This window comes from Photorhabdus sp. RM323S, assembly GCF_042879375.1.
Lineage (GTDB): Bacteria > Pseudomonadota > Gammaproteobacteria > Enterobacterales > Enterobacteriaceae > Photorhabdus > Photorhabdus tasmaniensis.
The window spans coordinates 136457-159506 of the sequence record NZ_JBHFKZ010000006.1; the positions used below are offsets into that span (position 1 = coordinate 136457).

Here is a 23050-nt window from a genome sequence, read left to right on the forward strand (position 1 = left end):
TATCGAGATAATCCAAGTATAGGTTATCCCTGGTTCATGGTTTCCATTTTATTATTACGGGAATGGGATATGAGAAACCCGAGCCATAAAATACCAATCCAAAATGGCATCAGAATGACTGAAATACGAATACTGTCCATCATCAAAATAATGACCAGTATAAAGACCAGGAAAACCAGACATAGATAGTTACTAAACGGGTACCAGAATGCTTTAAATGAAGGTTCTACCCCCTCTTTAACTTTCTTTGCCCGGAATTTTAAATGCGCCATACAGATCATAACCCAGTTAATAACCAGTGTTGTCACCACCAGCGCCATCAATAATTCAAATGCTTTACCCGGCATAACATAGTTAATCAAGACACCAATTGACGTAGCCAATGCAGACATCACGATTGCTTTGGTAGGAACACCACTCTCATTAACTTTTTTCAGCATTCCAGGTGCATTACCTTGCTTTGCTAAACCGTACAGCATCCGGCTGTTACAATATACACCGCTGTTATAAACGGACAATGCGGCAGTCAGAACAACAACATTCAGAACATTAGCCACCCAGAAACTATCCAGGTTATGAAAAATCATGACAAATGGGCTTTCACCTTCAATAACATTGCCCCATGGATAAAGCGACAACAACACGGTCAGAGAACCAATATAGAAAATCAATATTCTGTATACCACCTGATTGGTTGCCTTGGGAATACTGATACGTGGATTTTCCGCTTCCGCAGCGGTAATACCAACCAGTTCCAACCCACCAAAAGAGAACATAATCACAGCCATTGCCATGATAAGGCTGGAGATCCCATTAGGCATAAAACCGCCATATTGCCAAAGATTAGCAATACTGGCCTGTGGGCCGCCATTACCGCTGGCCAACAGGTAAGCGCCAAAAACAATCATGCAGATAATTGCTGTCACTTTAATGATAGCAAACCAGAATTCTGTCTCACCATATGACCGGACATTAATTAAATTTACCGTATTGATTAGGACAAAGAATACCGTAGCAGAAACCCAAGTAGGAATATCAGGCCACCAGTAATGAATATACATCCCTACCGCCGTCAACTCTGCCATTCCGACCAGAGTAAACATCATCCAGTAATTCCAGCCTGATAAAAAACCGGGAAAATCCCCCCAATATTTATAAGCAAAATGACTAAACGACCCCGCTACAGGCTCTTCAACCACCATCTCCCCCAACTGACGCATAATCAGAAATGCGATAAAGCCTGCGATAGCGTAGCCTAAAATTACGGAGGGACCTGCCATTTTTATGGTTTGCGCAATACCGAGAAATAACCCTGTCCCGACTGCCCCCCCCAAAGCAATAAGCTGAATATGCCGGTTTTTTAGACCGCGTTTAAGTGTTGATCCCTGCGATTGTTCTGCCATCTTTTCCTCTTGCTGCAACTTTTATTTTATTATTAGTGGGAAAACAACCGCTTCCCATTTATCTGCTTTATTTAAAGCAAACAAAACACTAGCTTTAAAGGGTGGATATTGAAGGCATATGTTAGCACAGATACATGATGGGAAAATGGCTGATGAGTATCAGCAACTAATCAGAAAGGCAGATACCGGGTCACAAAACAAGTACCTGAATCAAACTTTTCACCCTGATCACAGTAGCTATCCAAAGCTAACAGATACAAGAACAGACATATTCCAAGTAATACTAAGATTGCAATGGTTTTTTTTATGTCCAATTCTGTTTCCTTCAAGTTCGGTCAGTACGCAATATATTAAGAATAAAGTTGGAAAATGATATTCTACAATAGTGCAACAGGAAAAATATTCATCTCATGCTTTCCGTTGTGAAAAAACCGTACTGGCTCACAGTTTTATGACAGCAATGTACCAAAACGAATTTAAACAAATACCCATTGCGTGGATTCTATTCACCAGAACAAAAAAATCAATTATCACATTTAGTTATAATTTGAATCGCTATGTCAACACTTTGTCATCTTTAGAAAAAATAGAAAAAGTTGTGTATACTCCCTTTCACCTTCAACCAGAACAAAATTGTTAATGCCACAGGATAATCACTTAGCACTTGTATACGCTCTCAGTAAATGGATTGAGAATCACCTTGGCCGGGTAATCCATCTGGAAGAACTGGCTGCTTACTCCGGCTATTCGCTTTGGCACATGCAGAAAATATTCAAGGAAGTTACCGGAATTTCTCTTGGCAAATATATCCGCCAGCGACGTCTGGCCGGCGCTGTTCATCTTTTAAGAAACAGCACTTTGCCTATTTTTGATATCGCACTGGATTTTGGCTTTGGCTCACAATCTCATTTCACTTATATGTTTCGCAAAGAGTATGGCATAACGCCCTATGATTTCCGGCAGAATCCAGATATTGCGCTGGAGGTTAAACTACCTCTGCATTCCGCCACCAATTGTGCATGACACGGCAACCAGAAAGTGCCTTGTAAACGGGTAATTACCCAACAAACGTAGCCATACCACAATCAAGCTGCCAGACTTTCAGGAGAGAGATATGTCAATAAAATTGATCGCCATTGATCTTGATGGCACGTTACTGAACGAGGGCCATCAGATCACTCCTCCAGTCAAACAAGCTATTTATCAAGCCAAAAAGCAAGGCGTTCATATTGTTTTGGCTTCTGGCCGGCCTTTTACCGGTATCCAGCGATATTTACAGGAATTAGAGCTGGACGAAATCAACAGTTACTGCATCAGCAATAATGGTAGTGTTGTCCATCAGGCGTATAATGGTGAACACTTGCTGGAAAATTTATTGGATTTTAAGGACTATCTATTTTTTGAATCGCTCTCCCGCGAAATCGGCGTTCATCTTCACGCTTTAGAATTCAATAAAATATACACCGCTAATCGTGATATCAGCCCATATACCGTCAGAGAAGCTTTTCTCACTGACACACCGCTAATTTATTGTCCTGTCAATGAAATGAACAGTGAGATGCACTTTACTAAATTGATGATGATCGACCACCCTAATATTCTCAGTGATGCCATCAACTTCATTCCTGCCGAAGCTCATAAACACTATACACTGATTCAAAGCAGCCCCTATTTTCTGGAAATTCTCAGCAAAGAAGTGAATAAAGGTACTGCTGTCAAAACCATTGCTGATCATCTCGGTATCACCAGAGATAAAATTATGTGTATTGGTGACCACAATAATGACCTAGCTATGATCGAATTCGCCGCGGTTGGTGTTGCAATGGGTAATGCCGAACAAGGTGTCAAAGATATCGCTCAGTTTATTACAACTACAAATGAACAAGATGGAGTCGCAATAGCTATAAATAAATTCTTGTAAAGCAATTTATTATCTAAAGGAACCCCATCTCATACCTATTCCTGATATCACTGACTTCACAGGTATTATTTGGTTGTGGTCGCTAACCAACAGACAATTGATCCGAATATTGTCGCTTTATGTTGTTCGATCCTTGTTTTCACATCTATCCTCATATTTATTCTTGATCTAGTTCCCTGTCACGCTGTATCAAATAAATCAATACCAGAATGATAGTGACAAAGAAACGGAAAGCGCTGGACACACCGTTCCATTGTTTAGACATCCACATCCCAAACCATTCACCCCCAATTGACATAAATGCCACCTGCCAAGTCAGGAACCCCAGCGTCAGGCCAGCTATCGCAATAGCTTTCTTTTTATTGAAGACAGCAGCATTAGATTTTAAATTCGCCAGTAAACGAATACCACCAATCCAACATAACACTGCGGTTAACATTTCTAAAGAAATAATGACAGTATAACCAATGTGATGTAGTACCGGTGAATGGATTGCACGATAGGTGATGGTCGCATCAGGGAAAATGGTATCCATCATTAATACATGCTGTACAAACACGAAATTAGTGCCATAGTCTGTGATATTGCCAAAAGCGACCAATGTAGCAAACAGCCCGATTGCACAGACCATCAAAATCTTAGATAAACGAATAATCATTTGTCGGGTTCTCCAAAGAATGACTGAAACACCAGAGAAATCATAAAAAACACAAACTATCATATAATTTAACAATCATCACCTTATTCCCACATATTAAAGTGTAGAATGACTTTTAAAATATTTTCATCTAATATCTGACTTATCTTTTTCTGTTCATACCATCATTAGATCAGTTATTATCTGTTCTATGCTTATTTACCTGACTGTTATTTATGGATGATTCTCTAGTTAGCTCAATAAAAAACTATTTCAGACAAAAACTGAGTAGGAAAGATTATATTATTAACTTTATTACAGCGGCAGTTATCCTGGGAATGCTGATTTTTCTCTCTGGTTATCTGGCAGAAAACAATTATGCCGCTTATATGCAATATGGATTATCCGTATGGCTGTACATGATCTCTATTGGCATATGGGCAATGTGCTCCTTCGCCACTATTTATTATTTAATCATGAAAACCGCTTTCAGATTTAATGAAGCGGGGTTATATGGCTGGTCAATATCTATTTTTATCTATCTATGCAGTGTCTTACCAAACTATCTTTCTGACAAAATAATGAACTATTCACCATTTATCAGCCTGGTAGGGATCATTCTTGCATTTACTCTCCCGGCAAGAAAAAACGATAATAAAAGATAATATCTACTTTATATCTCAAAAAAAACGTTATTTCATCTGACTATGACTTAAGATCGTAATCGTCGTTATAAAATAAAACGACGATTATTTATATACATTGCATCATTACTGAGCATTTTATTATTCAACTATGACCGGATTTCTACAATCCCGTTTGAAGACTGCTTTGTTAAAATAATTTAATTACAAAAAATCATGATGAAAGAGATCTGGCATCAAGACAGTGGAAATTCTTGATTAATCATTGCCGAAATAATCTGTGATTACAGATTAAAAACAACGTGAAAAGGAACCAGAAAAGCGAACTATGAAAGTTTTATCGAGCTAATTATCGAGAAGCTATGCCATAAAAGTCACCCTAATAAAGTTCCTTTTATGGCACGATCTTACTAAATGCGACAAACTACCCTTTATATTTCTCAACCAAAGCCAGAGCTATTGACTCAGTTTGCGCATCAGGATTACCACTGATGTCATCTGGTCTGAAATGCATCTGGAATGCACTGATTGTTTTAAGGGTATCTTTATCAAGTACACCCGTTTGTGGAATGGTATAGCCATATTTAGCTAATGTTTTCTGTATTAACGCAACAGAAGCCATGTCATTCCATTTTCTGCCAGCCATATATTTTTCAACGGTTGCATCATCAGGCCATGCACCGATACCTTGTTCAGCCAAGTTCTTCCAAGGGAAAAGTTTACCTGGATCAGATTTTCTCAGCGGTGCAATATCGCTGTGACCAATAACATTGACAGGTTCAATGTCATAACGCTGGATAACATCTTTCGCCAAACGCGTTAACAGATCGATCTGCTGCTCATTAAACGGATACCACTCTCTCTCAAGTAACCTTTCCGTAAATCCTTTATTGACAATTTCAATACCAATTGATGTGTCATTTAAATCTTTGCGACCATTCCATCCACTGACACCAGCATGCCACGCTCTCTTGCCCTCGGGAACCAATTCCAAAATGACCGGCTTCCCGCGTACATCATTCGGTAATGACGGGATCAAGTAATGGGCACTGACTCCGTCCTGCGTTAATATACGTAAAGAATCCTCATCATTGACAGCAGTATAATGGAACACCAAAAATCTTACTCTGTCATTCTGACTTTTCGAAGGAAAAGAGCTATCCACTTTATAAGTGCCCCGATCTTCCAGATGACGCTGGCTGGAACACCCGGCCAATAACATAAATAAGCCAACCAATATGATCTTCTTCATCATCTCCCTGTCCCACCTATTAATTGAAAGTAAGATAATAACACAAAGAAATCAAATGAATACAAAATAAATTTTATGTTTTGTATGCTTTTTTTATAAAATTATCAGCTTTATTCTTGATATAGAACACCAAAGAAAATGCCTTATTCCCATAATTTAGATAGGAATAAGGCAAAAATAACAAGCGAAACGTAAAAGGTAATCAGTTGTTATATCATTAAATATTATTAACTATACCTTCTGTCTGGTATCTCACTTGTGCTCGGTCACTTGATTCGCGTGGGCGCGACTGGCTGTTTCCTCCCAAATACCAACTTCAACCTTTTGCTGAATCTCCGGATATTGATTGATATCGAATGTCGGTAGCTTACCGGCACGTCTCTGCTGGTTATAATCTCTTGCAAGTTTAAATGCGACGCCGGAAAGTAACAAAATAGCGGTTAGATTGGTAATTGCCATCAATGCCATAGATAAATCAGCCATTTTCCAAACTAAAGGCAATTCAGCCAACGCACCAAACATCACCATACTTAATGCCGCCAGACGGAGGATCACCAGACCCGCAGTATGATTACGTTCAAGAAAGACGATATTGCTTTCAGCATAAGCATAATTCGCAATGATTGATGTGAAAGCGAAGAAGAAGATAGCTAACGCGATAAACTCAGATCCCCAATCACCGACAGCTGAGGATAATGCCCGCTGAGTCAGCTCTATTCCACTGATCCCTTCAATATTGCCATCAAGCACACCCGATGAAAGGATGATAACAGCGGTAGCACTACAGATAACGAGCGTATCCATAAAGACACCCAGCATTTGCACATACCCCTGAGACGCCGGATGAGGAGGATATGGAGATGCAGATGCGGCTGCATTAGGAGCTGACCCCATCCCCGCTTCATTTGAAAACAGCCCCCGTTGAACGCCTTGCGTCATCGCCTGAGCAACACCGTAACCAACGGTTCCTGCAACCGCTTCATGTAAACCAAATGCACTTTTGAAGATCAATGCAAACACTTCTGGCATTCGTTCAAAATTATGCCCAACAACCCAAAATGCCAGGATCAGATAAGCTGTCGCCATAAAAGGAACAACCAGTTCTGCAACTCTGGCAATAGAGCGTAAGCCACCAAAAATAATGACCCCACTCAGGATCACCAGACCAATACCGACATATAACGGATTAAAATTAAACGCGAAAGCAGCAGCCTGAACAATTGAATTTGCCTGGACAGCATTAAATACCAGACCAAAAGCAATAATAAGGAATATGGAGAACATAATGCCCATCCAGCGTACCCCAAGCCCTTTTTCCATGTAATAGGCCGGGCCACCACGGTAATTCCCCTTATCGTCTTTTGTCTTGTACAGCTGGGCAAGTGTGCTCTCAATAAAAGAAGTCGCCATCCCAATAAAGGCAACAACCCACATCCAAAAAATGGCACCAGGCCCACCCGCCGTCAAGGCGATTGCCACGCCGGTAAGATTACCCGTACCTACCCGTGCAGCTAAACTGGTACACAATGCCTGGAATGATGAAATACCTGCACTGTCAGATTTTTTACTGTTTTTCAATACTGAAAACATATGCCCAAAGTGGCGTATCTGTATAAAACCCGTACATATAGTGAAGTAAACACCGGCCCCAAGAAGAAGATAAATCAGTACGGAGCCCCAAAGGATGTTGTTAAAAAAGTTAATTAGTTCCGTCAAGATGTTTTTCCCCTTAAATTAGCAAACCTAGTCTGACCATAAAACCGTATCCGGCAGAATTCATTGCGCTTAATATGCCTTTATAATTAACAACTAACGCAATGCCGTTTAAAAAAAACGCAGAGATACTGGTCAGAAAAACGCTATAAATGTAACACAAGTTTGAAATTAATGTGTAATGTTTACTGACCTTTTTACATTGCCCATCAGATTAAATGAATGTTTGATGTCCTGTTTCTTAGCCGATAGTTAATAGGTTATGCCATTCTATCAACTATTGCCCGCCAGTAACTTCATACACGCCATTATCTATACCTCCCATTTTGTGAATCGCATTTTAATTAAATCAACAAGCAATTAATATCAAGAAAAAAGATTCAAAAATAAGATATTGTGGTTAATTTTGTGAGCAGATTATCAGCTTTAAGAAAAAAATCGTCATTAATTTAAAAAAATTTCGCATAGTGATACCCATCCTATAAAACATTAAAAATCAAAAAGATAACTCACTATCTCCCATCAAATCACAATGAAATATCAATATCCTATGCTAATGCCTGAAATATCATCCCAATGAATAAACAACATTCAAAAAACTAATAAAAAGGTAAATCTATAACTGCCCTGCAACTATAGGTTTACCAAATCAAAAGAATAAATGATATTTTTCTTTTGATTATTTGAGTTAAGTTATAATTAACATTAAAAGTTTTTAACGAACACTCTGCACTTCTTTATATGGTCACAATTAACACATTCCCGCTTATTTTTTGACTATCTGAATATATATCCAATCTCTGCTATTACTGGATTTTCTGTAAAGTTACTGCCCAATATTCCCGCACATGAATTAAAGTTAAATTACAATAGAACTGATACAGCAAGATCTTTTTTATAAAATAATCGGACCACTCTCTGGTCGTCTGAGGGAAATAAATAACAATTATCTGGTAGCTTTCCAGTGCATAAATACAAATTCGATTATCTGTCAATGGTTGGTTAAATCACCGACAAAAAACTCAACTCAGCAATTCATTAATATAACTAGGAAAAGATAGCCTAAGTGACTGCTTTCCATACTATCGAACAAGTTTTCCAATTTAGAGGGTTTGCAATGTTTTTTGCTAAAATCTCGCTCAATATTTATTTTAACAACTTCTTTACTTTTAAGCATCAAAATTCTCCAAAACTAATATTTTCACGATTAATTACAATCCCATTAATCGGTAAAACAATGTACTTAACTCAACTATACATAGCCACAACCAATATTTATTTCATACTAACTTAACATTATATATTAATTTCAATTAGATATTATTTCTAAATGAAATTAATTTCATAAAAAATATGAAAAAACTTCTCTTATATGCAACATAAAACTGGATCTTTTATTATCTACTGCTAATATTTTCATTTGTTATCTTTTACAAAAAAAACATGTTTATGAAGTTAATATTGCAAAAATATCTCACTTTTATTCTCAATCCATAATTTAAACAATATACGTTGAGGTTATGAATGACGTTAAGAAGAAAAAGGAAGAATCCTACTGATAACAATTTACCTATAAGAGTCTATCGTGGGAGATCTAAATATGAATACCACCCTCCATCAGGGGGTTCAATATCCATTTGTTGCTTAAGTTCACCATTATCTGTCGTTTGGGAGGAATATGAAAAAATCCTTAATAAGGAAAATAATAACTAAATCATAACAATTCAAATATTATACAATAAGTACTATATTTACAGTTATAAAAACGGCGGGAGAACAAACTCCCGTTAGCGGTTTTTACTTAGTCACATCTATCATAAAGATTTTTACAAGCTATTAAATTAACTATCCAGTTTTAACTTCTATGTTTACTTATCGGTCATCAGACCAAACTGAAATAAAAATGACGCCCTATAGCGTCGCATTCCCCCCGCTAAAATCACCCTTAACAGCTTGCTAACCCGCTAAGGAAGGTCATACTCTACTTATTATCCGGCCCATATGACGTGTTACAGATGCAGCTACAGTACCATTCCGATATAAACTGGTAAGGCACCGTAGCAGAAGAGAATGAAGAAGAAAAAATAATAAAGTCAAAAAAAACAATTGATTACTGGATAAGAGCAACCGCCTTAAAAATATATTCTTTAAAAAGAAACGCCAGCGTCGCAGCAACAATAGACCACTGAAGACGATCAAATTTACCTTCAAGTTTGCTAAGACGCATATCCACAGACTCGAATCGTTGGTTAACACCTTTATCCATAGATCCGAATCGTTGATTAAACTCTTTATCCAGAGCTTCAAATCGTTGATCAAGAGCTTTATCCGCAGCTTCAAATCGTTGATCAAGAGCTTTATCCGCAGCTTCAAATCGTTGGTTAAGGGCTTTATCCATAGCCTCAAACCGCTGGTTAATATCGGATTTAAGTGACGTAAAGCTAGCCTCATTCTCACGGCGCAGATTATCAACACTTTCCTGAGTTGCAAGATGTTGCATATTCTGCCCTCGATGCAAGAGAGCATTTAACACATCACTCGTGCTGAACTCTATTTTTTTATCATCTGAGTCACTCATCTTTCCCCCTCAATATCAAACAGAACAAATATTAATCTCAGTATACACTCTGGCATATGTGACTTGCAAAATTTTGCATTCAACAAAAACAACAAAACATCGCACTTAGGTACTTGAATCTTTCCAATACAATCATTAGGACATAAACGTGTAAAAACAACAGGTAACTACATGATGATAAGGGAAAATTGACAAATCATAGCAATATAAACAAATACGTTTTTTATGGCTATTTTATGAGAGTTCTATAGCAAAAGTTTCAAGAAACAAGAAAACTCCACGGAAACATCAGCTACCGTGAAGTTTTCAGAAGATCACGGATTACATATGCTGGATAATAGCGTGACCAAATTCACTGCATTTCAGCAGCTTCGCGCCTTCCATCAAGCGCTCGAAATCGTAAGTGACGGTCTTCGCAGCAATCGCGCCTTCCATGCCTTTAATGATGAGATCAGCAGCTTCTGTCCACCCCATATGGCGCAACATCATCTCAGCGGAAAGAATAACCGAACCTGGGTTCACCTTATCCTGACCCGCATATTTAGGTGCTGTACCATGAGTTGCTTCAAACAGAGCGCATTCATCACCGATATTTGCCCCCGGAGCGATACCGATACCACCAACCTGAGCAGCCAGTGCATCAGAAATATAATCGCCATTCAGGTTCATACAGGCGATAACGTCATATTCAGCAGGACGCAACAGAATCTGTTGCAAGAAAGCATCTGCGATTACATCTTTAACAATGATCTCTTTGCCATTTTTCGGGTTCTTAATTTTCACCCAAGGACCGCCATCCAGCAGTTCACCGCCAAACTCTTCACGCGCAAGCTGGTAACCCCAGTCTTTGAAAGCCCCTTCGGTGAACTTCATAATGTTGCCTTTATGAACCAGCGTGACAGACTCACGGTCATTATCAATCGCGTATTCGATAGCAGCACGAACCAGGCGTTTAGTGCCTTCTTCAGAGCAGGGTTTCACACCAATACCACACTGCTGTGGGAAACGGATTTTATTCACGCCCATTTCGTCTTGCAGAAATTTAATCACTTTATCCGCTTCCGCAGAGCCTGCTTTCCATTCGATACCGGCGTAAATATCTTCTGCGTTTTCACGGAAGATCACCATATCGGTCAGTTCAGGTTGTTTAACCGGGCTTGGCGTTCCCTGGTAGTAACGAACAGGACGAAGACAGACATACAGATCTAATTGCTGACGCAATGCCACGTTCAGAGAACGAATACCACCACCAACCGGCGTCGTCAGAGGGCCTTTGATGGCGACGCGGTACTCACGGATCAGATCCAGAGTTTCATCCGGCAACCAAACATCTTTACCGTATACATGAGTAGATTTTTCACCGGTGTAGATTTCCATCCAGGAAATTTTACGCTCACCCTTATAGGCTTTCTGAACCGCTGCATCGACAACTTTCAACATTGCAGGGGTAACATCGACACCAATCCCATCCCCTTCGATATAAGGGATGACCGGGTTATTCGGAACAACCAGTTTACCTTTAGCGTCGACTGTTATTTTTTTACCTTCCGCCGGAATAACTACTTTGCTTTCCATTAACCTCTCCTTTCAAGTAAGCGTAATACCTTGTTAATTTTTTGTAAGGGACCTGTCAATACTACTTGAATATTCTGCAAACGCCAATCGATAGCAGACTAATGTATAATACCGACCCCATTTCGCTTAGTGATCTATGATGACAAATTTCTCTGTTAAAAAACACAAACTTAACCGATTCAGCCACAGAAAAATATCACATTCTGTCAAAAAACCAACAGGGCCTCGCCGGGTGTTGGTATTTAACAAGCCTTACGATGTCTTGCCCCAGTTCACCGATGAAATGGGCAGAACAACACTGAAAAATTTTATCCCGTTCCCCGATGTGTATGCCGCCGGACGTTTGGATCGTGACAGTGAAGGATTATTGATTTTGACTAATGACGGTAAACTTCAGGCACATCTGACTCAACCGGATAAAAAAACCGCCAAGGTTTATTACGTTCAGGTCGAAGGCGTTCCGGATGAAGCTTCACTCGATAAACTGCGGGGCGGTATTATTTTAAAGGATGGGCCTACTTTGCCCGCAGGTGCCGAGTTAGTTCATGAACCCACATGGCTTTGGAATCGTCATCCACCGATTCGTGAACGTAAAAGCATTCCTGTGAGCTGGTTAAAAATAACACTTTACGAAGGTCGAAACCGCCAAGTGCGCAGAATGACAGCACATATTGGTTTCCCTACACTTCGGCTGATCCGTTTTAGTCTGGGAAACTGGCAATTAGACGAGATGAAACCCGGTGAATGGAAGGAGATCGATTTTGTTTAACCATCACGTTACCGTTGCCTGTGTTGTCCATGCCCAGAATAAATTCCTGGTGGTTGAAGAGACAATTAATGGCAAAGCATTATGGAATCAACCCGCAGGTCATCTTGAAGCGGATGAAACGCTATTGCAGGCAGCAGAGCGTGAATTATGGGAGGAAACCGGTATCCGGGCTAAACCACAAGCGCTGCTGAAAATTTATCAGTGGGTTGCACCAGACAGCACACCCTTTATCCGCTTTCTGTTTCTGATCGAAATGGAACAGCAAACAGCTCCCCATCCACAGGACAGTGATATTGACTGCTGCCACTGGGTTACGGCAGAACAAATATTAAAGAGTGATCGTCTGCGTTCACCACTCGTCGCAGAAAGTATCCGCTGTTACCTGCGAAATGAAAAACATCCTATCACCCTATTGGATAGCTATGTCTCTCCGGTTAATTAATAGCAAAACAGTGATGAGTTTAATGCACCCCCGTTTACAACGTGTTAAAGTACGGCGCTTGTTTTTTTCTCCAGTGAGATTCCCATGTCAGATAACAGCCAGAAAAAAGTCATTGTCGGCATGTCCGGCGGTGTAGATTCCTCCGTTTCCGCATACCTGCTGCAACAGCAAGGTTATCAAGTGGCTGGCTTGTTCATGAAGAATTGGGAAGAGGACGATGATAAAGAGTACTGTTCAGCCGCGACTGATCTGGCCGATGCTCAATCCGTTTGCAATAAACTGGGTATTGAACTTCATACCGTCAATTTTGCTGCCGAATATTGGGATAATGTTTTCGAGCATTTCCTTTCTGAATATAAAGCCGGCAGAACCCCTAACCCAGATATTCTATGCAACAAAGAAATTAAATTTAAAGCATTTCTGGAATTCGCCGCTGAAGATTTAGCGGCGGATTATATCGCTACAGGTCATTATGTCCGCCGCAAGGATATTAACGGTAAGAGCCAATTATTGCGTGGGCTCGATAACAATAAAGACCAAAGCTACTTTTTATATACCCTGAGCCACCAGCAAATTGCGCAAAGCTTATTTCCTATCGGTGAATTGGAAAAACCGGAAGTTCGTCGTATCGCTGAAAAAATCGGTTTGGTGACGGCAAAGAAAAAAGATTCCACGGGTATCTGTTTTATCGGTGAGCGCAAATTCCGTGATTTCCTTGGCCGTTATTTGCCCGCCAAACCGGGGCCAATTATGACGGTAGATGGAGAAACTCTTGGCGAGCATCAGGGGCTGATGTACCACACACTGGGTCAACGTAAAGGCTTGGGGATCGGCGGAACTAAAGAAGGCAGTGAAGAACCGTGGTATGTCATAGACAAAGATGTTCAAAATAACATTCTGATCGTAGCTCAGGGACACGAACACCCCCGTATGATGTCTGCCGGCCTTATTGCTCAACAGCTTCATTGGATTGACAGACAACCACTGACAGAAGAAATCCGCTGCGTAGTTAAAACACGTTATCGCCAGCAGGATATTCCTTGCACTGTCACACCAATAAACGAAGACAAAATAGAAGTCCGTTTTGCTAACCCTGTCGCCGCAGTCACCCCTGGCCAGTCAGCCGTCTTTTATCAGGGGGAAATTTGTCTTGGCGGTGGCGTGATTGAACAACGTTTGCAGGAGTAATTGTGGCAAAGAATTATTACAACATTACACTGGCTCTGGCGGGAATTTGCCAGTCAAGTCGTCTGGTCCAGCAACTTGCTCACGAAAACCAGTGTGATACCGATGCGGTTGCAACTATGGTTAATAGCATTCTGAACACCAACCCAGCATCTGTTTTAGATGTGTTTGGCAAACATGAACGCAATCTGCAAATTGGGCTGGATGCCATGCTAGGGATGTTCAATGGCTCTAACAGTAGTCTTTCTGCCGATATTACCCGCTATATGTTAAGCCTGATGGTACTGGAACGCCGCCTGAATGACAATCGGGACGCTTCCAACGCACTTGGCAACCGTATTAACCAGTTAGAGCGCCAACAGACTTATTTTGAACCCATGTCAGAAGGCATGTTCAATGCGTTGGCCGGTATTTATGTTGATATTGTCAGCCCATTAGGCCCAAGGATCCAGGTGACAGGTTCCCCTGATGTTCTGCGCAATCCACTGGTACAAGCGAAAGTCAGGGCTATTCTGCTGGCAGGGGTCCGTTGTGCTGTCTTATGGCAGCAAGTTGGCGGTAGTCGCTGGCAATTAATGTTTTCTCGTCAACGCCTGCTCCAACAGGCGAAAGATATTCTTGCTCATTGTTAAATAAAATCCGGGAGTTGCTACCAATGGAATTATCCTCACTGACTGCTGTTTCTCCGATTGATGGCCGCTACGGCGATAAAGTCAGCGCATTACGTGCCATTTTTAGTGAGTTTGGCTTACTGAAATTCCGCACGCAAGTTGAAGTACGTTGGCTGCAAAAACTGGCAGAATGTGCTGAAATTAAAGAAGTTCCCGCTTTTGATACGGACGCAAACGCTTACCTGAATGAAATTATCGCCAATTTCAATGAACAGGATGCAATGCGTATCAAAACGATCGAACGCACGACTAACCACGATGTCAAAGCAGTGGAATATTTTCTGAAAGAGAAAGTTGCAGATGTGTCGGCGCTGCATAAAGTTGCCGAATTTATCCACTTTGCCTGTACTTCTGAAGATATTAATAATCTGTCTTATGCACTGATGCTGAAAACAGCCCGTGAAGAAGTCATTTTGCCACAATGGCGTCAGATAATTGACACCATAAAAAAAATGGCGGCTGAATATCGGGATTTGCCGCTGTTGTCCCGTACTCACGGTCAACCGGCCACACCTTCCACTGTGGGTAAAGAGTTTGCCAACGTTGCTCACCGGATGGAGCGCCAGTATCGCCAACTGGAGCAAACCGAAATATTAGGCAAAATCAATGGCGCAGTAGGTAACTATAATGCTCATATAGCTGCTTACCCGCAGGTTGACTGGCACCAGTTCAGTGAAACATTTGTGACTTCACTGGGTATCAAATGGAATCCTTACACGACTCAAATCGAACCTCATGATTATATTGCCGAATTGTTTGATACCGTCGCCCGTTTCAATACGATCCTGCTCGATTTCAACCGTGACATTTGGGGTTATATTGCACTCAACCATTTCAAACAGAAAACGGTTGCTGGCGAAATTGGTTCTTCTACGATGCCGCACAAAGTCAATCCGATTGATTTCGAAAACTCTGAGGGTAATCTGGGGCTGGCAAATGCCGTACTTGGTCATCTGGCAAACAAGTTACCGGTCTCCCGTTGGCAGCGTGATCTGACTGACTCAACCGTATTACGTAACCTTGGCGTTGGTCTGGGATATGCTCTGATTGCTTATCAATCCACAATGAAAGGCTTAAATAAACTGGAAGTCAATGAACAGCATCTGCTAGATGAGCTGGATAAAAATTGGGAAGTCCTTGCTGAACCTATCCAGACCGTCATGCGTCGCTACGGTATCGAAAAGCCTTATGAAAAGCTGAAAGAGCTCACTCGTGGTAAACGCGTCAATGCTGAAGGAATGAAAACCTTTATTGATGGGCTGGATTTACCCGAAGAAGAGAAAATACGTCTGAAAGCAATGACTCCGGCAAATTATATTGGCCGTGCAATCACTCTGGTTGATGAATTAAACTAATTGATATTCCACAGACGGATAAAATATCCGTCTCAGACCGCTGACAAACCTCGTTGAAAATAACGAGGTTTTTTTATTATGAATAATAATACTGACTATTTTCCTTATTAACCTGTTTATTTCCAGATTAACGATGTTGTACTTATTATGTGAATCCACCATCTGAATAAATGGGTATTCAAAAGCTTTCTAGTCGTTATTTTACGAAGTAAACCATAAAGAAATAGCGCAATAAAAAATGGATAAAAAGGTTAATTCGGTAAGGTTTAAACTCTGAGAAAAGCTTGAAAAAATAACGACATAAGTTGATTTTAGCGTTAAATCACATTTAAGGTATAAAAAGAGACATGATTTAAATCAAACGATAGAAAAGCAATGCTATTAAACGGGATAAATAGTGTAAAACGAGTTTAAACGGATGTATTTAATGTATCACGGTATTACATAATAAATTCAATACAATAGCGCTGTAAGTCATCCAGCTCGTATTCAGTTAAGTTATTTATTTGCGTATTTTATTATTCCTGTTTTCCATAAATGACTATTTAACTGGTTTATGAAAAAGTTTATTAACCGGTTGAAAACATTATTAAAATCGGTTGTTTTTGGAAAAAAATTGTCTGATTAACCGATTCATATTCTTTTTTGTCCTTTTATCCGTGGTATATAAGCATTAATAAAGCCAATTATTTTTCTCATTTTCACTGATAGATTTATGATAGGGATATTTTAAACTGTTATTAAAAGCCATCTTTAAAACTGCTGGTTTTAATCAGTATTATAAGATTTTAACCGTTGCTTTTACTGCTTTTAATACTTACTTTTCATTAAGTTTAATCATCATGGCATATTGTGTTTTACGTTTAATCACATTCGCTTTTTATCTTTACTGGCGTTGTTTTACTGGCAATTATGAACGGTTTTTATAAGTCTTTTATCTTCATAAATCAATCCGTAAATAGCTTGGTGGTATAAATACACCTCTTTGTTTTTTCGGAAAACATTCTTTTTTTCGCTGATTTATTTTAAGTTTTCTGTTAATGATTAACGTCATTTAAAAAACTGCATTTATAGTTAAATCCGTCTTTTATATAAAAGCTTTAATATCTCTTTTTTCGTGCTTTTAAATGGTTATGGCAGGACAATTAAATGTAAAATAAGCAAAGGATAGCATTATTGATAAATACATTAAACATGATGGGAATAAGCCGTTTTAGTTACTCTGTACCTTTTCAAAATCTGGTATTAATAGATACCTGTTTTTTTATCCTTAGATAACTAATCACCGAAAAGAAAACAACTTGCTGAACAACCAAAAAGGGAAAAAATCCCAGCTTTTTTATGGCTGGGATCTTGATTTAACCGATACAACGACTAAAAGCCAATCTAAGAGCTGCTCCAATTTCCTCCGAAGAACTATCTATCAGAAGAACAACATAATCAGATTCTTTAATTCTATCACCGCTCCAAGCTTCAAGCTTTTCGTGGTAGCTTGGCTCAATGCTTATTAAGCCATTAATACAATGAATAGTGCAGTTTTTCATGCCATTGAATAAGGCGCGTTTAGTTTTATAACCATACCTCTCCATGAGCATACCTACTTTTTCGTTATATCTCTCTTTTCCCTTTCCAAGATCAAAAAAAACCACACGCTCATCAAGAGAAGTTAATGTTCGACTATCTGACAGAGCTTGTATCAGTGTTTCACCGATATCTTTATTATTAGCATCTGGTGCAAGTAGATGGCGGGGAAATAAAGGATCGACCCCAACCATTCCCAATCCAGAATAAGTTTCAATAAGTAAAAACTCATTAGTGCTGTAGCAACCAGCCCAATAATCCTGATCTTTGTTGAATATCATCATTTCACCTGTGTCACTGTGACCTTAACACCCTGATGTTTCCCGTATTCAATTTCCTATCTAATAAAGTATGAGTCTTGAACAACGAAGCAGCATCAATATTTCCTTTAAGCGAGCTATATATCTGATTTGGCTTGGTCAGTTTTGCCATAGTCTGAGTATCCATTGACTTCGCGCTAACTGCCGTTTTGGTTACACCATCATAATAATCAAAAGTTTTAAAGTTCTTCGGTAATCTGGCATCGACAGGAAGCTGTGTTCCTACATAATCCTCCCAAGGCATACCTTGCTTCATATTACCTTTGCCCCATTGAATACCGGTTTCTGCGGCGCTGACAGTCGCTGTTGCCGAGTTGCGCTCTATATACAACGCTTCTTTTTCCATCAAGCCAGTTACAGCATGGGTATCAGGGTTGGCATTGCTTAACAGCGGTTTTGAGGCATCCCTCAATTCTCCTGCCAGATTTTTCGCACCTTCTTGGGTATTGCCTAATATTTTTACGGCTCCGGTCGCTAAAACGCCTGTTCCAACAGCCGCTTCTGGCGCAATAGTATCCGCAACAAAAATGCCCACGTTATTCAGGCACAGAGCTGGATTAGTCTTACACCCTTCAAGCGCAATACGCCCTGCCGCTGCCATTTCAGCCGATCCGGCCACCAGTATATAACCGCCATAAGCCAGTGCATATCCGCCTGCGGCCACTGCGGTCACGGTTATCGCGGCATCACGTCGCGCAATAACGCGTTCTGCCGCCGATTTATCTCCTTTCTCTGCCGCCAGGATATCTTTTTGATTATCAACCGATAACTGATGCAACATATGCTCAGTCATGTTGTTACAGTAGACAAGCTCTGCACTGTAAGCACTTTCTGGGGGATAGCCTAATCAGTGTCCAGATCTCAACTCACTCTTAAAGGGCTCTGACTGGAACAACTCGGGTTTTATGCTGGCAGACCGGTTGTCATAAAAATAGAAGAATATAGCCCCCGATTGGATGAACTTCCCCCCGAATGTTATATGTTTGTCTAACCATTCGGGGGAGGATAGTTCACTAACGATCGGGGGATTAGTAATCATTATTGATATACTACTTCATAGTCATTACCCAACTCAGTTTGTAGTTTTTCTCGCAGATATTGACCTTTTTCCTTAAAAACTATTTCTGCTTCTGGGGTTGAAAATCCAGAGCTTAAAGGGTCATCCAAATTTAATGTTTCATCATATTGTTTAGACCAATTATTTAATTCCTCTTTGAGAGAATCACTAATTGGTAAAACATCAGGATCAATATTCCCAATCTCATCATCTGAATCAAGCCATAATGGATAACAATCGTAATCAACCATTAATTTTATTCTTTCCATCTATTTACTCCCTGCTGGATTAGCACCAACAATAAAGCCATTACTGCCAGTAGTCACTGCTACTCGTTGCTTTTGTCCATTGATTGTAATTTCATAAATCGGACGTCCAGTACCTTTTCCTTGATAACCGACAACCTTTCCTTTAGAAACAGCATCCATGACTATATTTGGTATTTGTGATTCTGAAACACCTATTTTAGCAAAGTCATTTGCATGGCGTTCTACAATATGTTGAAGCCCCGCCGATGAATTACCTTTCTCAAGAAACACTATTTTACCATCAGCTAACTTTTCAGCTCTTAAGACATTTTCAGGTGAAAATTTGACACCATTCTTAGACATTTCTTTAAGGTATTGTTGGTTAATCGTCCCCTTTCCAGCATACAACTTCTCTTTTTCAATCAAGCGAGTTACAGCATGGGTATCAGGTTTGGCATTGCTTAACAGCGGTTTTGAGGCATCCCTCAATTCTCCTGCCAGATTTTTCGCACCTTCTTGGGTATTGCCTAATATTTTTACGGCTCCGGTCGCTAAAACGCCCGTGCCAACCGCCGCTTCTGGTGCAATGGCATCTGCAACAAAAATCCCCACATTATTCAGGCACAGCGCCGGATTCGTTTTACACCCTTCAAGCGCAATACGCCCTGCCGCTGCCATTTCAGCAGATCACCATTAAGGGACGATGGCTGGAACAGATAGGTTTTTATGCTAATAGACCGGTGATTGTTAAAATAGAAGATGACCAGTTAATTATTAAACTTGTGTATCAGTTCTAAAAGTTAATAAAAATAATTCCCCCCCCCCGATCGTATGATCGGGGAGAGTTGACTTTACTTTGGTATTTTTGTCAGTAACTCATTAACCTTATCGGTATCTTCTGGATGAAGTTTTAGATATTTTTCACAGGCTAATCTGACATAGTGATAACAGGTTTCTTCACTGATTGTTATCGTATCTTCATCAGTTGGTGGATAACCAACAGCAAACTGAACACCTTCAAAATGTTCATTTTCATCATAACTATTTATGTCAGGAAAAAAGCAATATACACCATCTAGTATAAAAGAGTCTTTTTGGATAATATTTTCTACGGCATCTAAAAAACGATTGTCATTATACATAAGATCAAAATAGCTTTTTATGATCCAATCAAAATTAGAATGATCATAAGGTAGCTCAAATAAAAATTTCATTTATTATGTCCTATTTTGGATGGAAGTTACTTATCCCACCTGTTTTCTTATCAAGATATACCCTAAATGTAACACCACTTGTTGTAGCATCATATGCTTGTTGGCCTCTAGCTATAGCTTGTTTGTAACCACTGGTAGCTGCTTGTTGACCTAACTCTAACATTTTCTTATCAGTAAAAATTTTAGGATCATAGATAGTCTTTTCAAATGGTTTTGAACCATTACCTTTGAAGTGAGTAATTTCACCTGTTTGAGGATGTTTAGCTGGTATTTTATATTCAATATGTGTAATACCTTTCACACCTGTAGGTGTTTCACTTACAATTTTTACGTTATATTGTTTTACTGCTGCATTAAACGCATCAGCATTGTGTGCCCCACTAATACCTGATTTTTGAGAAAAACCATCTACAGTCGCTAAATGCTTCGGCTGGTTAATCTGGAAACTGATACCTTCTGGGGTTGTGATGGTCGTCGTCCCCTTTCCAGCATACAACTTCTCTTTTTCAATCAAGCGAGTTACAGCATGGGTATCAGGTTTGGCATTGCTTAACAGCGGTTTTGAGGCATCCCTCAATTCTCCTGCCAGATTTTTCGCACCTTCTTGGGTATTGCCTAATATTTTTACGGCTCCGGTCGCTAAAACGCCCGTGCCAACCGCCGCTTCTGGCGCAATAGTATCCGCAACAAAAATGCCCACGTTATTCAGGCACAGAGCTGGATTAGTCTTACACCCTTCAAGCGCAATACGCCCTGCCGCTGCCATTTCAGCCGATCCGGCCACCAGTATATAACCGCCATAAGCCAGTGCATATCCGCCTGCGGCCACTGCGGTCACGGTTATCGCGGCATCACGTCGCGCAATAACGCGTTCTGCCGCCGATTTATCCCCTTTCTCTGCCGCCAGGATATCTTTTTGATTATCAACCGATAACTGATGCAACATATGCTCAGTCATGTTGTTACGATAGACAAGCTCTGCGCTGTTAGCCGCACTGTAAGCACCTTCCGGTGTATGACTTATCAGGGCACCTGACAACGCCCCGATAAGTTTGGCTGTCTGGGTCTTGGCTTCATTACCCGTAAGCGCTTCCTGAAGCTGATGAATTTGCCGCTCGGCTTCATTTTTGTACGATGGTTCAAATAGCCGGCTTTCCATTGTAATTGCCGCCAGTTCTGCGGCCAATGCACCCACAGCCGCCCCTTTGGCATCACCGCCCCCCATTTCCGCCGCCAGGGCAGAGACCACTGCATGGCTAAGGGCTTTACCGGGCACACCCAGAATGTCCCCGTTATCCCCAATCAGCCCGGCCCCTTCTGCATTCATCTGATTGCCGATATTGGCAAGTAATGCGGTGGTGAAGTTATCTTTAAAACTGCCGCCATTAATCGTTGTCCCCAGACTGGCACCGATAATGGATTGGCCTGCAACCCGTTGAGCCACTTTGCTCCAGTCGCCGTTGCTCAGGGAAGGTAATGTTGCCTTTGATGGATCCAGTTTTGCGCCATTCGCTGCGTTATCCCATCCCATCACCGTGTCAAAACCCGCCAATGCACCGCCCATTGCCATGGAGGTCATGGTTGATTTAACGGTATCGCTGCTGCCCATGGCCTTTAAGGTTTTAGATAAGTCTCCTTGATTATCCACCAGGGCGACCGCCGCCTGAGAGGCCAGTGCCGCCATGCCGGAAGCTGTCGCACCGTAAGCCATTGAGCCCACAGTAGCCGCGGTGCTGGCGGTTGCCCCCGCTGCCGTCGCCGCTGAACCTGCCGTGCCTGCTGCTGACCCGGCCACCGAAGCCGTTATGCCTGTGCCTGCCGTCACGGTAGCCACGGCAATCGCTATCACCGCCGAAACCACCGGATTCAGGTGTTGGCTTTTATAATCCCAGCTGTCATACGCATCTTTGACTACGTTCCATTGAACATCCTGACGTTCATTCAGTCCTTTCAACCAGGCGGTTTCCGGGGTATTACCGAAGACGGAGACGACAGCTTGTAATGACTGACCATTTTTAGCTTTGATATCAGCGCTGACACCGTTGGCTGCTTCTACGGTGAGTTTTCCACCGAGATGAATAGCAGGAAGCACCCAGGTATTTTCGGTGTAACCTTTATCTGTCTGCTTGATGTAGAACCCTTTGGAATGGGTAATCGTTTGCGCAAAGGTGCTGTTGTTTACCGCTTTAAAATTAACCTGACCGTGCGTGCTGGTCAGTCTGGCATGTTGATTGGCGGCGATTTTGCTGGCTTCATAGGTGCTGTCATCCCGGCTTAACAGGTTAATATCGCCGCCGGCGGTAAATTCAGTCACTTTGTTAGTAACATCATGACGGGTGTGTTTAATGGTTTTCTTTTTGCCATACCACTTATGCGTGGTCTCTGTTTTCTCATAGTGACTGGATTCTTCCATCGCCTGAGCGTACAAGTAACCGCCTTGTGCCGCCACATCCATTGCCCCTTTAGCCGCCAGTTTGGTGGCCTG

At 40.9% G+C, this 23050-nt stretch carries 22 protein-coding genes; 9 read left to right on the forward strand and 13 right to left on the reverse strand.

The window, feature by feature from the left end:
• Positions 1-23: 23 nt before the first annotated feature.
• Complete coding sequence (locus ACGF7G_RS05005) at positions 24-1403, reverse strand: amino acid permease (RefSeq protein WP_387463927.1); 1380 nt, start codon at positions 1401-1403, stop codon at positions 24-26.
• 170 nt (positions 1404-1573) lie between these two features.
• Entirely contained in the window at positions 1574-1732 is a 159-nt protein-coding gene (locus ACGF7G_RS05010) for a PhoP/PhoQ regulator MgrB (RefSeq protein WP_387463928.1), read from the reverse strand.
• Positions 1733-2042: 310 nt separating this feature from the next.
• Here ACGF7G_RS05010 and ACGF7G_RS05015 point away from each other — a divergent pair, with 310 nt between their 5' ends.
• Together ACGF7G_RS05015 and yidA are read left to right on the forward strand one after the other, a co-directional pair.
• Positions 2043-2426 carry a helix-turn-helix domain-containing protein gene (locus ACGF7G_RS05015; RefSeq protein WP_133812693.1) on the forward strand — a complete coding sequence of 128 codons (384 nt, stop codon included), beginning with the start codon at positions 2043-2045 and terminating at the stop codon, positions 2424-2426.
• Positions 2427-2517: 91 nt separating this feature from the next.
• Complete coding sequence (gene yidA, locus ACGF7G_RS05020; RefSeq protein WP_387463929.1) at positions 2518-3324, forward strand: sugar-phosphatase; 807 nt, start codon at positions 2518-2520, stop codon at positions 3322-3324.
• Positions 3325-3481: 157 nt separating this feature from the next.
• Here the strand turns inward: yidA and ACGF7G_RS05025 are convergent, their stop codons facing one another.
• A complete protein-coding gene (locus ACGF7G_RS05025; RefSeq protein WP_387463930.1) occupies positions 3482-3982 on the reverse strand; it encodes a DUF2165 family protein in 501 nt (166 codons plus the stop codon).
• A gap of 215 nt (positions 3983-4197) precedes the next feature.
• Between ACGF7G_RS05025 and ACGF7G_RS05030 the strand changes: the two genes are divergently transcribed.
• Positions 4198-4626, forward strand: a complete 429-nt coding sequence (locus tag ACGF7G_RS05030) for a DUF805 domain-containing protein (protein WP_133812690.1) — start codon at positions 4198-4200, stop codon at positions 4624-4626.
• 403 nt (positions 4627-5029) lie between these two features.
• Here the strand turns inward: ACGF7G_RS05030 and ACGF7G_RS05035 are convergent, their stop codons facing one another.
• The 4 genes from ACGF7G_RS05035 to icd all read right to left on the reverse strand — a co-directional run bounded on the left by ACGF7G_RS05035 (position 5030) and on the right by icd (position 11723).
• Positions 5030-5857 (reverse strand): N-acetylmuramoyl-L-alanine amidase, encoded by an 828-nt coding sequence (locus ACGF7G_RS05035; protein WP_387463957.1) that lies wholly within the window; start codon positions 5855-5857, stop codon positions 5030-5032.
• A gap of 252 nt (positions 5858-6109) precedes the next feature.
• Positions 6110-7573: an alanine/glycine:cation symporter family protein gene (locus ACGF7G_RS05040; protein ID WP_387463931.1), complete on the reverse strand. Its 1464-nt coding sequence runs from the start codon at positions 7571-7573 to the stop codon at positions 6110-6112.
• 2107 nt (positions 7574-9680) lie between these two features.
• Positions 9681-10148, reverse strand: a complete 468-nt coding sequence (locus tag ACGF7G_RS05045) for a hypothetical protein (protein ID WP_387463932.1) — start codon at positions 10146-10148, stop codon at positions 9681-9683.
• Between the two features lie 321 nt (positions 10149-10469).
• On the reverse strand, positions 10470-11723 hold the full coding sequence (icd, locus tag ACGF7G_RS05050; protein WP_387463933.1) for an NADP-dependent isocitrate dehydrogenase: 1254 nt from the start codon (positions 11721-11723) through the stop codon (positions 10470-10472).
• A 139-nt stretch (positions 11724-11862) separates the two neighbouring features.
• On the opposite strand from icd, the gene rluE reads away from it, so the two are divergent.
• From rluE to purB, 5 genes are all read left to right on the forward strand, one after another.
• A complete protein-coding gene (gene rluE, locus ACGF7G_RS05055; RefSeq protein WP_387463935.1) occupies positions 11863-12492 on the forward strand; it encodes a 23S rRNA pseudouridine(2457) synthase RluE in 630 nt (209 codons plus the stop codon).
• Positions 12485-12934 carry an NUDIX hydrolase gene (locus ACGF7G_RS05060; RefSeq protein WP_387463937.1) on the forward strand — a complete coding sequence of 150 codons (450 nt, stop codon included), beginning with the start codon at positions 12485-12487 and terminating at the stop codon, positions 12932-12934. Before rluE ends, ACGF7G_RS05060 begins: the two co-directional genes overlap by 8 nt.
• Positions 12935-13018: 84 nt before the next feature.
• Positions 13019-14122 (forward strand): tRNA 2-thiouridine(34) synthase MnmA, encoded by a 1104-nt coding sequence (mnmA, locus tag ACGF7G_RS05065; protein ID WP_387463939.1) that lies wholly within the window; start codon positions 13019-13021, stop codon positions 14120-14122.
• Between the two features lie 2 nt (positions 14123-14124).
• Positions 14125-14751 carry a high frequency lysogenization protein HflD gene (gene hflD / locus ACGF7G_RS05070; RefSeq protein WP_387463941.1) on the forward strand — a complete coding sequence of 209 codons (627 nt, stop codon included), beginning with the start codon at positions 14125-14127 and terminating at the stop codon, positions 14749-14751.
• Positions 14752-14774: 23 nt separating this feature from the next.
• On the forward strand, positions 14775-16145 hold the full coding sequence (gene purB / locus ACGF7G_RS05075) for an adenylosuccinate lyase (protein WP_387463943.1): 1371 nt from the start codon (positions 14775-14777) through the stop codon (positions 16143-16145).
• A 1358-nt stretch (positions 16146-17503) separates the two neighbouring features.
• Here the strand turns inward: purB and ACGF7G_RS05080 are convergent.
• The 4 genes from ACGF7G_RS05080 to ACGF7G_RS05095 all read right to left on the reverse strand — a co-directional run bounded on the left by ACGF7G_RS05080 (position 17504) and on the right by ACGF7G_RS05095 (position 20029).
• Positions 17504-18007: a contact-dependent growth inhibition system immunity protein gene (locus ACGF7G_RS05080; protein ID WP_387463945.1), complete on the reverse strand. Its 504-nt coding sequence runs from the start codon at positions 18005-18007 to the stop codon at positions 17504-17506.
• A 13-nt stretch (positions 18008-18020) separates the two neighbouring features.
• Complete coding sequence (locus tag ACGF7G_RS05085) at positions 18021-18839, reverse strand: hypothetical protein (RefSeq protein WP_387463947.1); 819 nt, start codon at positions 18837-18839, stop codon at positions 18021-18023.
• A 245-nt stretch (positions 18840-19084) separates the two neighbouring features.
• The gene (locus ACGF7G_RS05090) at positions 19085-19372 is read right to left on the reverse strand and encodes a hypothetical protein (RefSeq protein WP_133812677.1); all 288 of its coding nucleotides are present in this window, start codon (positions 19370-19372) and stop codon (positions 19085-19087) included.
• Positions 19373-20029: a hypothetical protein gene (locus tag ACGF7G_RS05095; RefSeq protein WP_387463959.1), complete on the reverse strand. Its 657-nt coding sequence runs from the start codon at positions 20027-20029 to the stop codon at positions 19373-19375.
• On the opposite strand from ACGF7G_RS05095, the gene ACGF7G_RS05100 reads away from it, so the two are divergent.
• Positions 19933-20148, forward strand: a complete 216-nt coding sequence (locus ACGF7G_RS05100; RefSeq protein ID WP_166650283.1) for a SymE family type I addiction module toxin — start codon at positions 19933-19935, stop codon at positions 20146-20148. The genes ACGF7G_RS05095 and ACGF7G_RS05100 overlap by 97 nt on opposite strands.
• Positions 20149-20202: 54 nt before the next feature.
• Here ACGF7G_RS05100 and cdiI read toward each other — a convergent pair whose 3' ends face one another.
• Entirely contained in the window at positions 20203-20565 is a 363-nt protein-coding gene (gene cdiI, locus ACGF7G_RS05105; RefSeq protein ID WP_133812679.1) for a ribonuclease toxin immunity protein CdiI, read from the reverse strand.
• A gap of 10 nt (positions 20566-20575) precedes the next feature.
• Positions 20576-23050, reverse strand: a 2475-nt coding sequence (locus ACGF7G_RS05110; protein WP_387463949.1) for a DUF637 domain-containing protein, incomplete at its 5' end; no start/stop codon positions are given.

Bases quoted from the DNA above. Each gene is read 5' to 3' on its own strand.
- ACGF7G_RS05035 (WP_387463957.1), bottom strand. From the start codon at position 5,857: ATGAAGAAGATCATATTGGTTGGCTTATTTATGTTATTGGCCGGGTGT.
- rluE (WP_387463935.1), top strand. From the start codon at position 11,863: ATGACAAATTTCTCTGTTAAAAAACACAAACTTAACCGATTCAGCCAC.
- icd (WP_387463933.1), bottom strand. From the start codon at position 11,723: ATGGAAAGCAAAGTAGTTATTCCGGCGGAAGGTAAAAAAATAACAGTC.
- ACGF7G_RS05080 (WP_387463945.1), bottom strand. From the start codon at position 18,007: ATGATATTCAACAAAGATCAGGATTATTGGGCTGGTTGCTACAGCACT.
- purB (WP_387463943.1), top strand. From the start codon at position 14,775: ATGGAATTATCCTCACTGACTGCTGTTTCTCCGATTGATGGCCGCTAC.
- ACGF7G_RS05045 (WP_387463932.1), bottom strand. From the start codon at position 10,148: ATGAGTGACTCAGATGATAAAAAAATAGAGTTCAGCACGAGTGATGTG.
- mnmA (WP_387463939.1), top strand. From the start codon at position 13,019: ATGTCAGATAACAGCCAGAAAAAAGTCATTGTCGGCATGTCCGGCGGT.
- ACGF7G_RS05025 (WP_387463930.1), bottom strand. From the start codon at position 3,982: ATGATTATTCGTTTATCTAAGATTTTGATGGTCTGTGCAATCGGGCTG.
- ACGF7G_RS05090 (WP_133812677.1), bottom strand. From the start codon at position 19,372: ATGGAAAGAATAAAATTAATGGTTGATTACGATTGTTATCCATTATGG.
- ACGF7G_RS05015 (WP_133812693.1), top strand. From the start codon at position 2,043: ATGCCACAGGATAATCACTTAGCACTTGTATACGCTCTCAGTAAATGG.
- yidA (WP_387463929.1), top strand. From the start codon at position 2,518: ATGTCAATAAAATTGATCGCCATTGATCTTGATGGCACGTTACTGAAC.
- ACGF7G_RS05030 (WP_133812690.1), top strand. From the start codon at position 4,198: ATGGATGATTCTCTAGTTAGCTCAATAAAAAACTATTTCAGACAAAAA.
- ACGF7G_RS05005 (WP_387463927.1), bottom strand. From the start codon at position 1,403: ATGGCAGAACAATCGCAGGGATCAACACTTAAACGCGGTCTAAAAAAC.
- ACGF7G_RS05095 (WP_387463959.1), bottom strand. From the start codon at position 20,029: ATGGCAGCGGCAGGGCGTATTGCGCTTGAAGGGTGTAAAACGAATCCG.
- cdiI (WP_133812679.1), bottom strand. From the start codon at position 20,565: ATGAAATTTTTATTTGAGCTACCTTATGATCATTCTAATTTTGATTGG.
- ACGF7G_RS05085 (WP_387463947.1), bottom strand. From the start codon at position 18,839: ATGACTGAGCATATGTTGCATCAGTTATCGGTTGATAATCAAAAAGAT.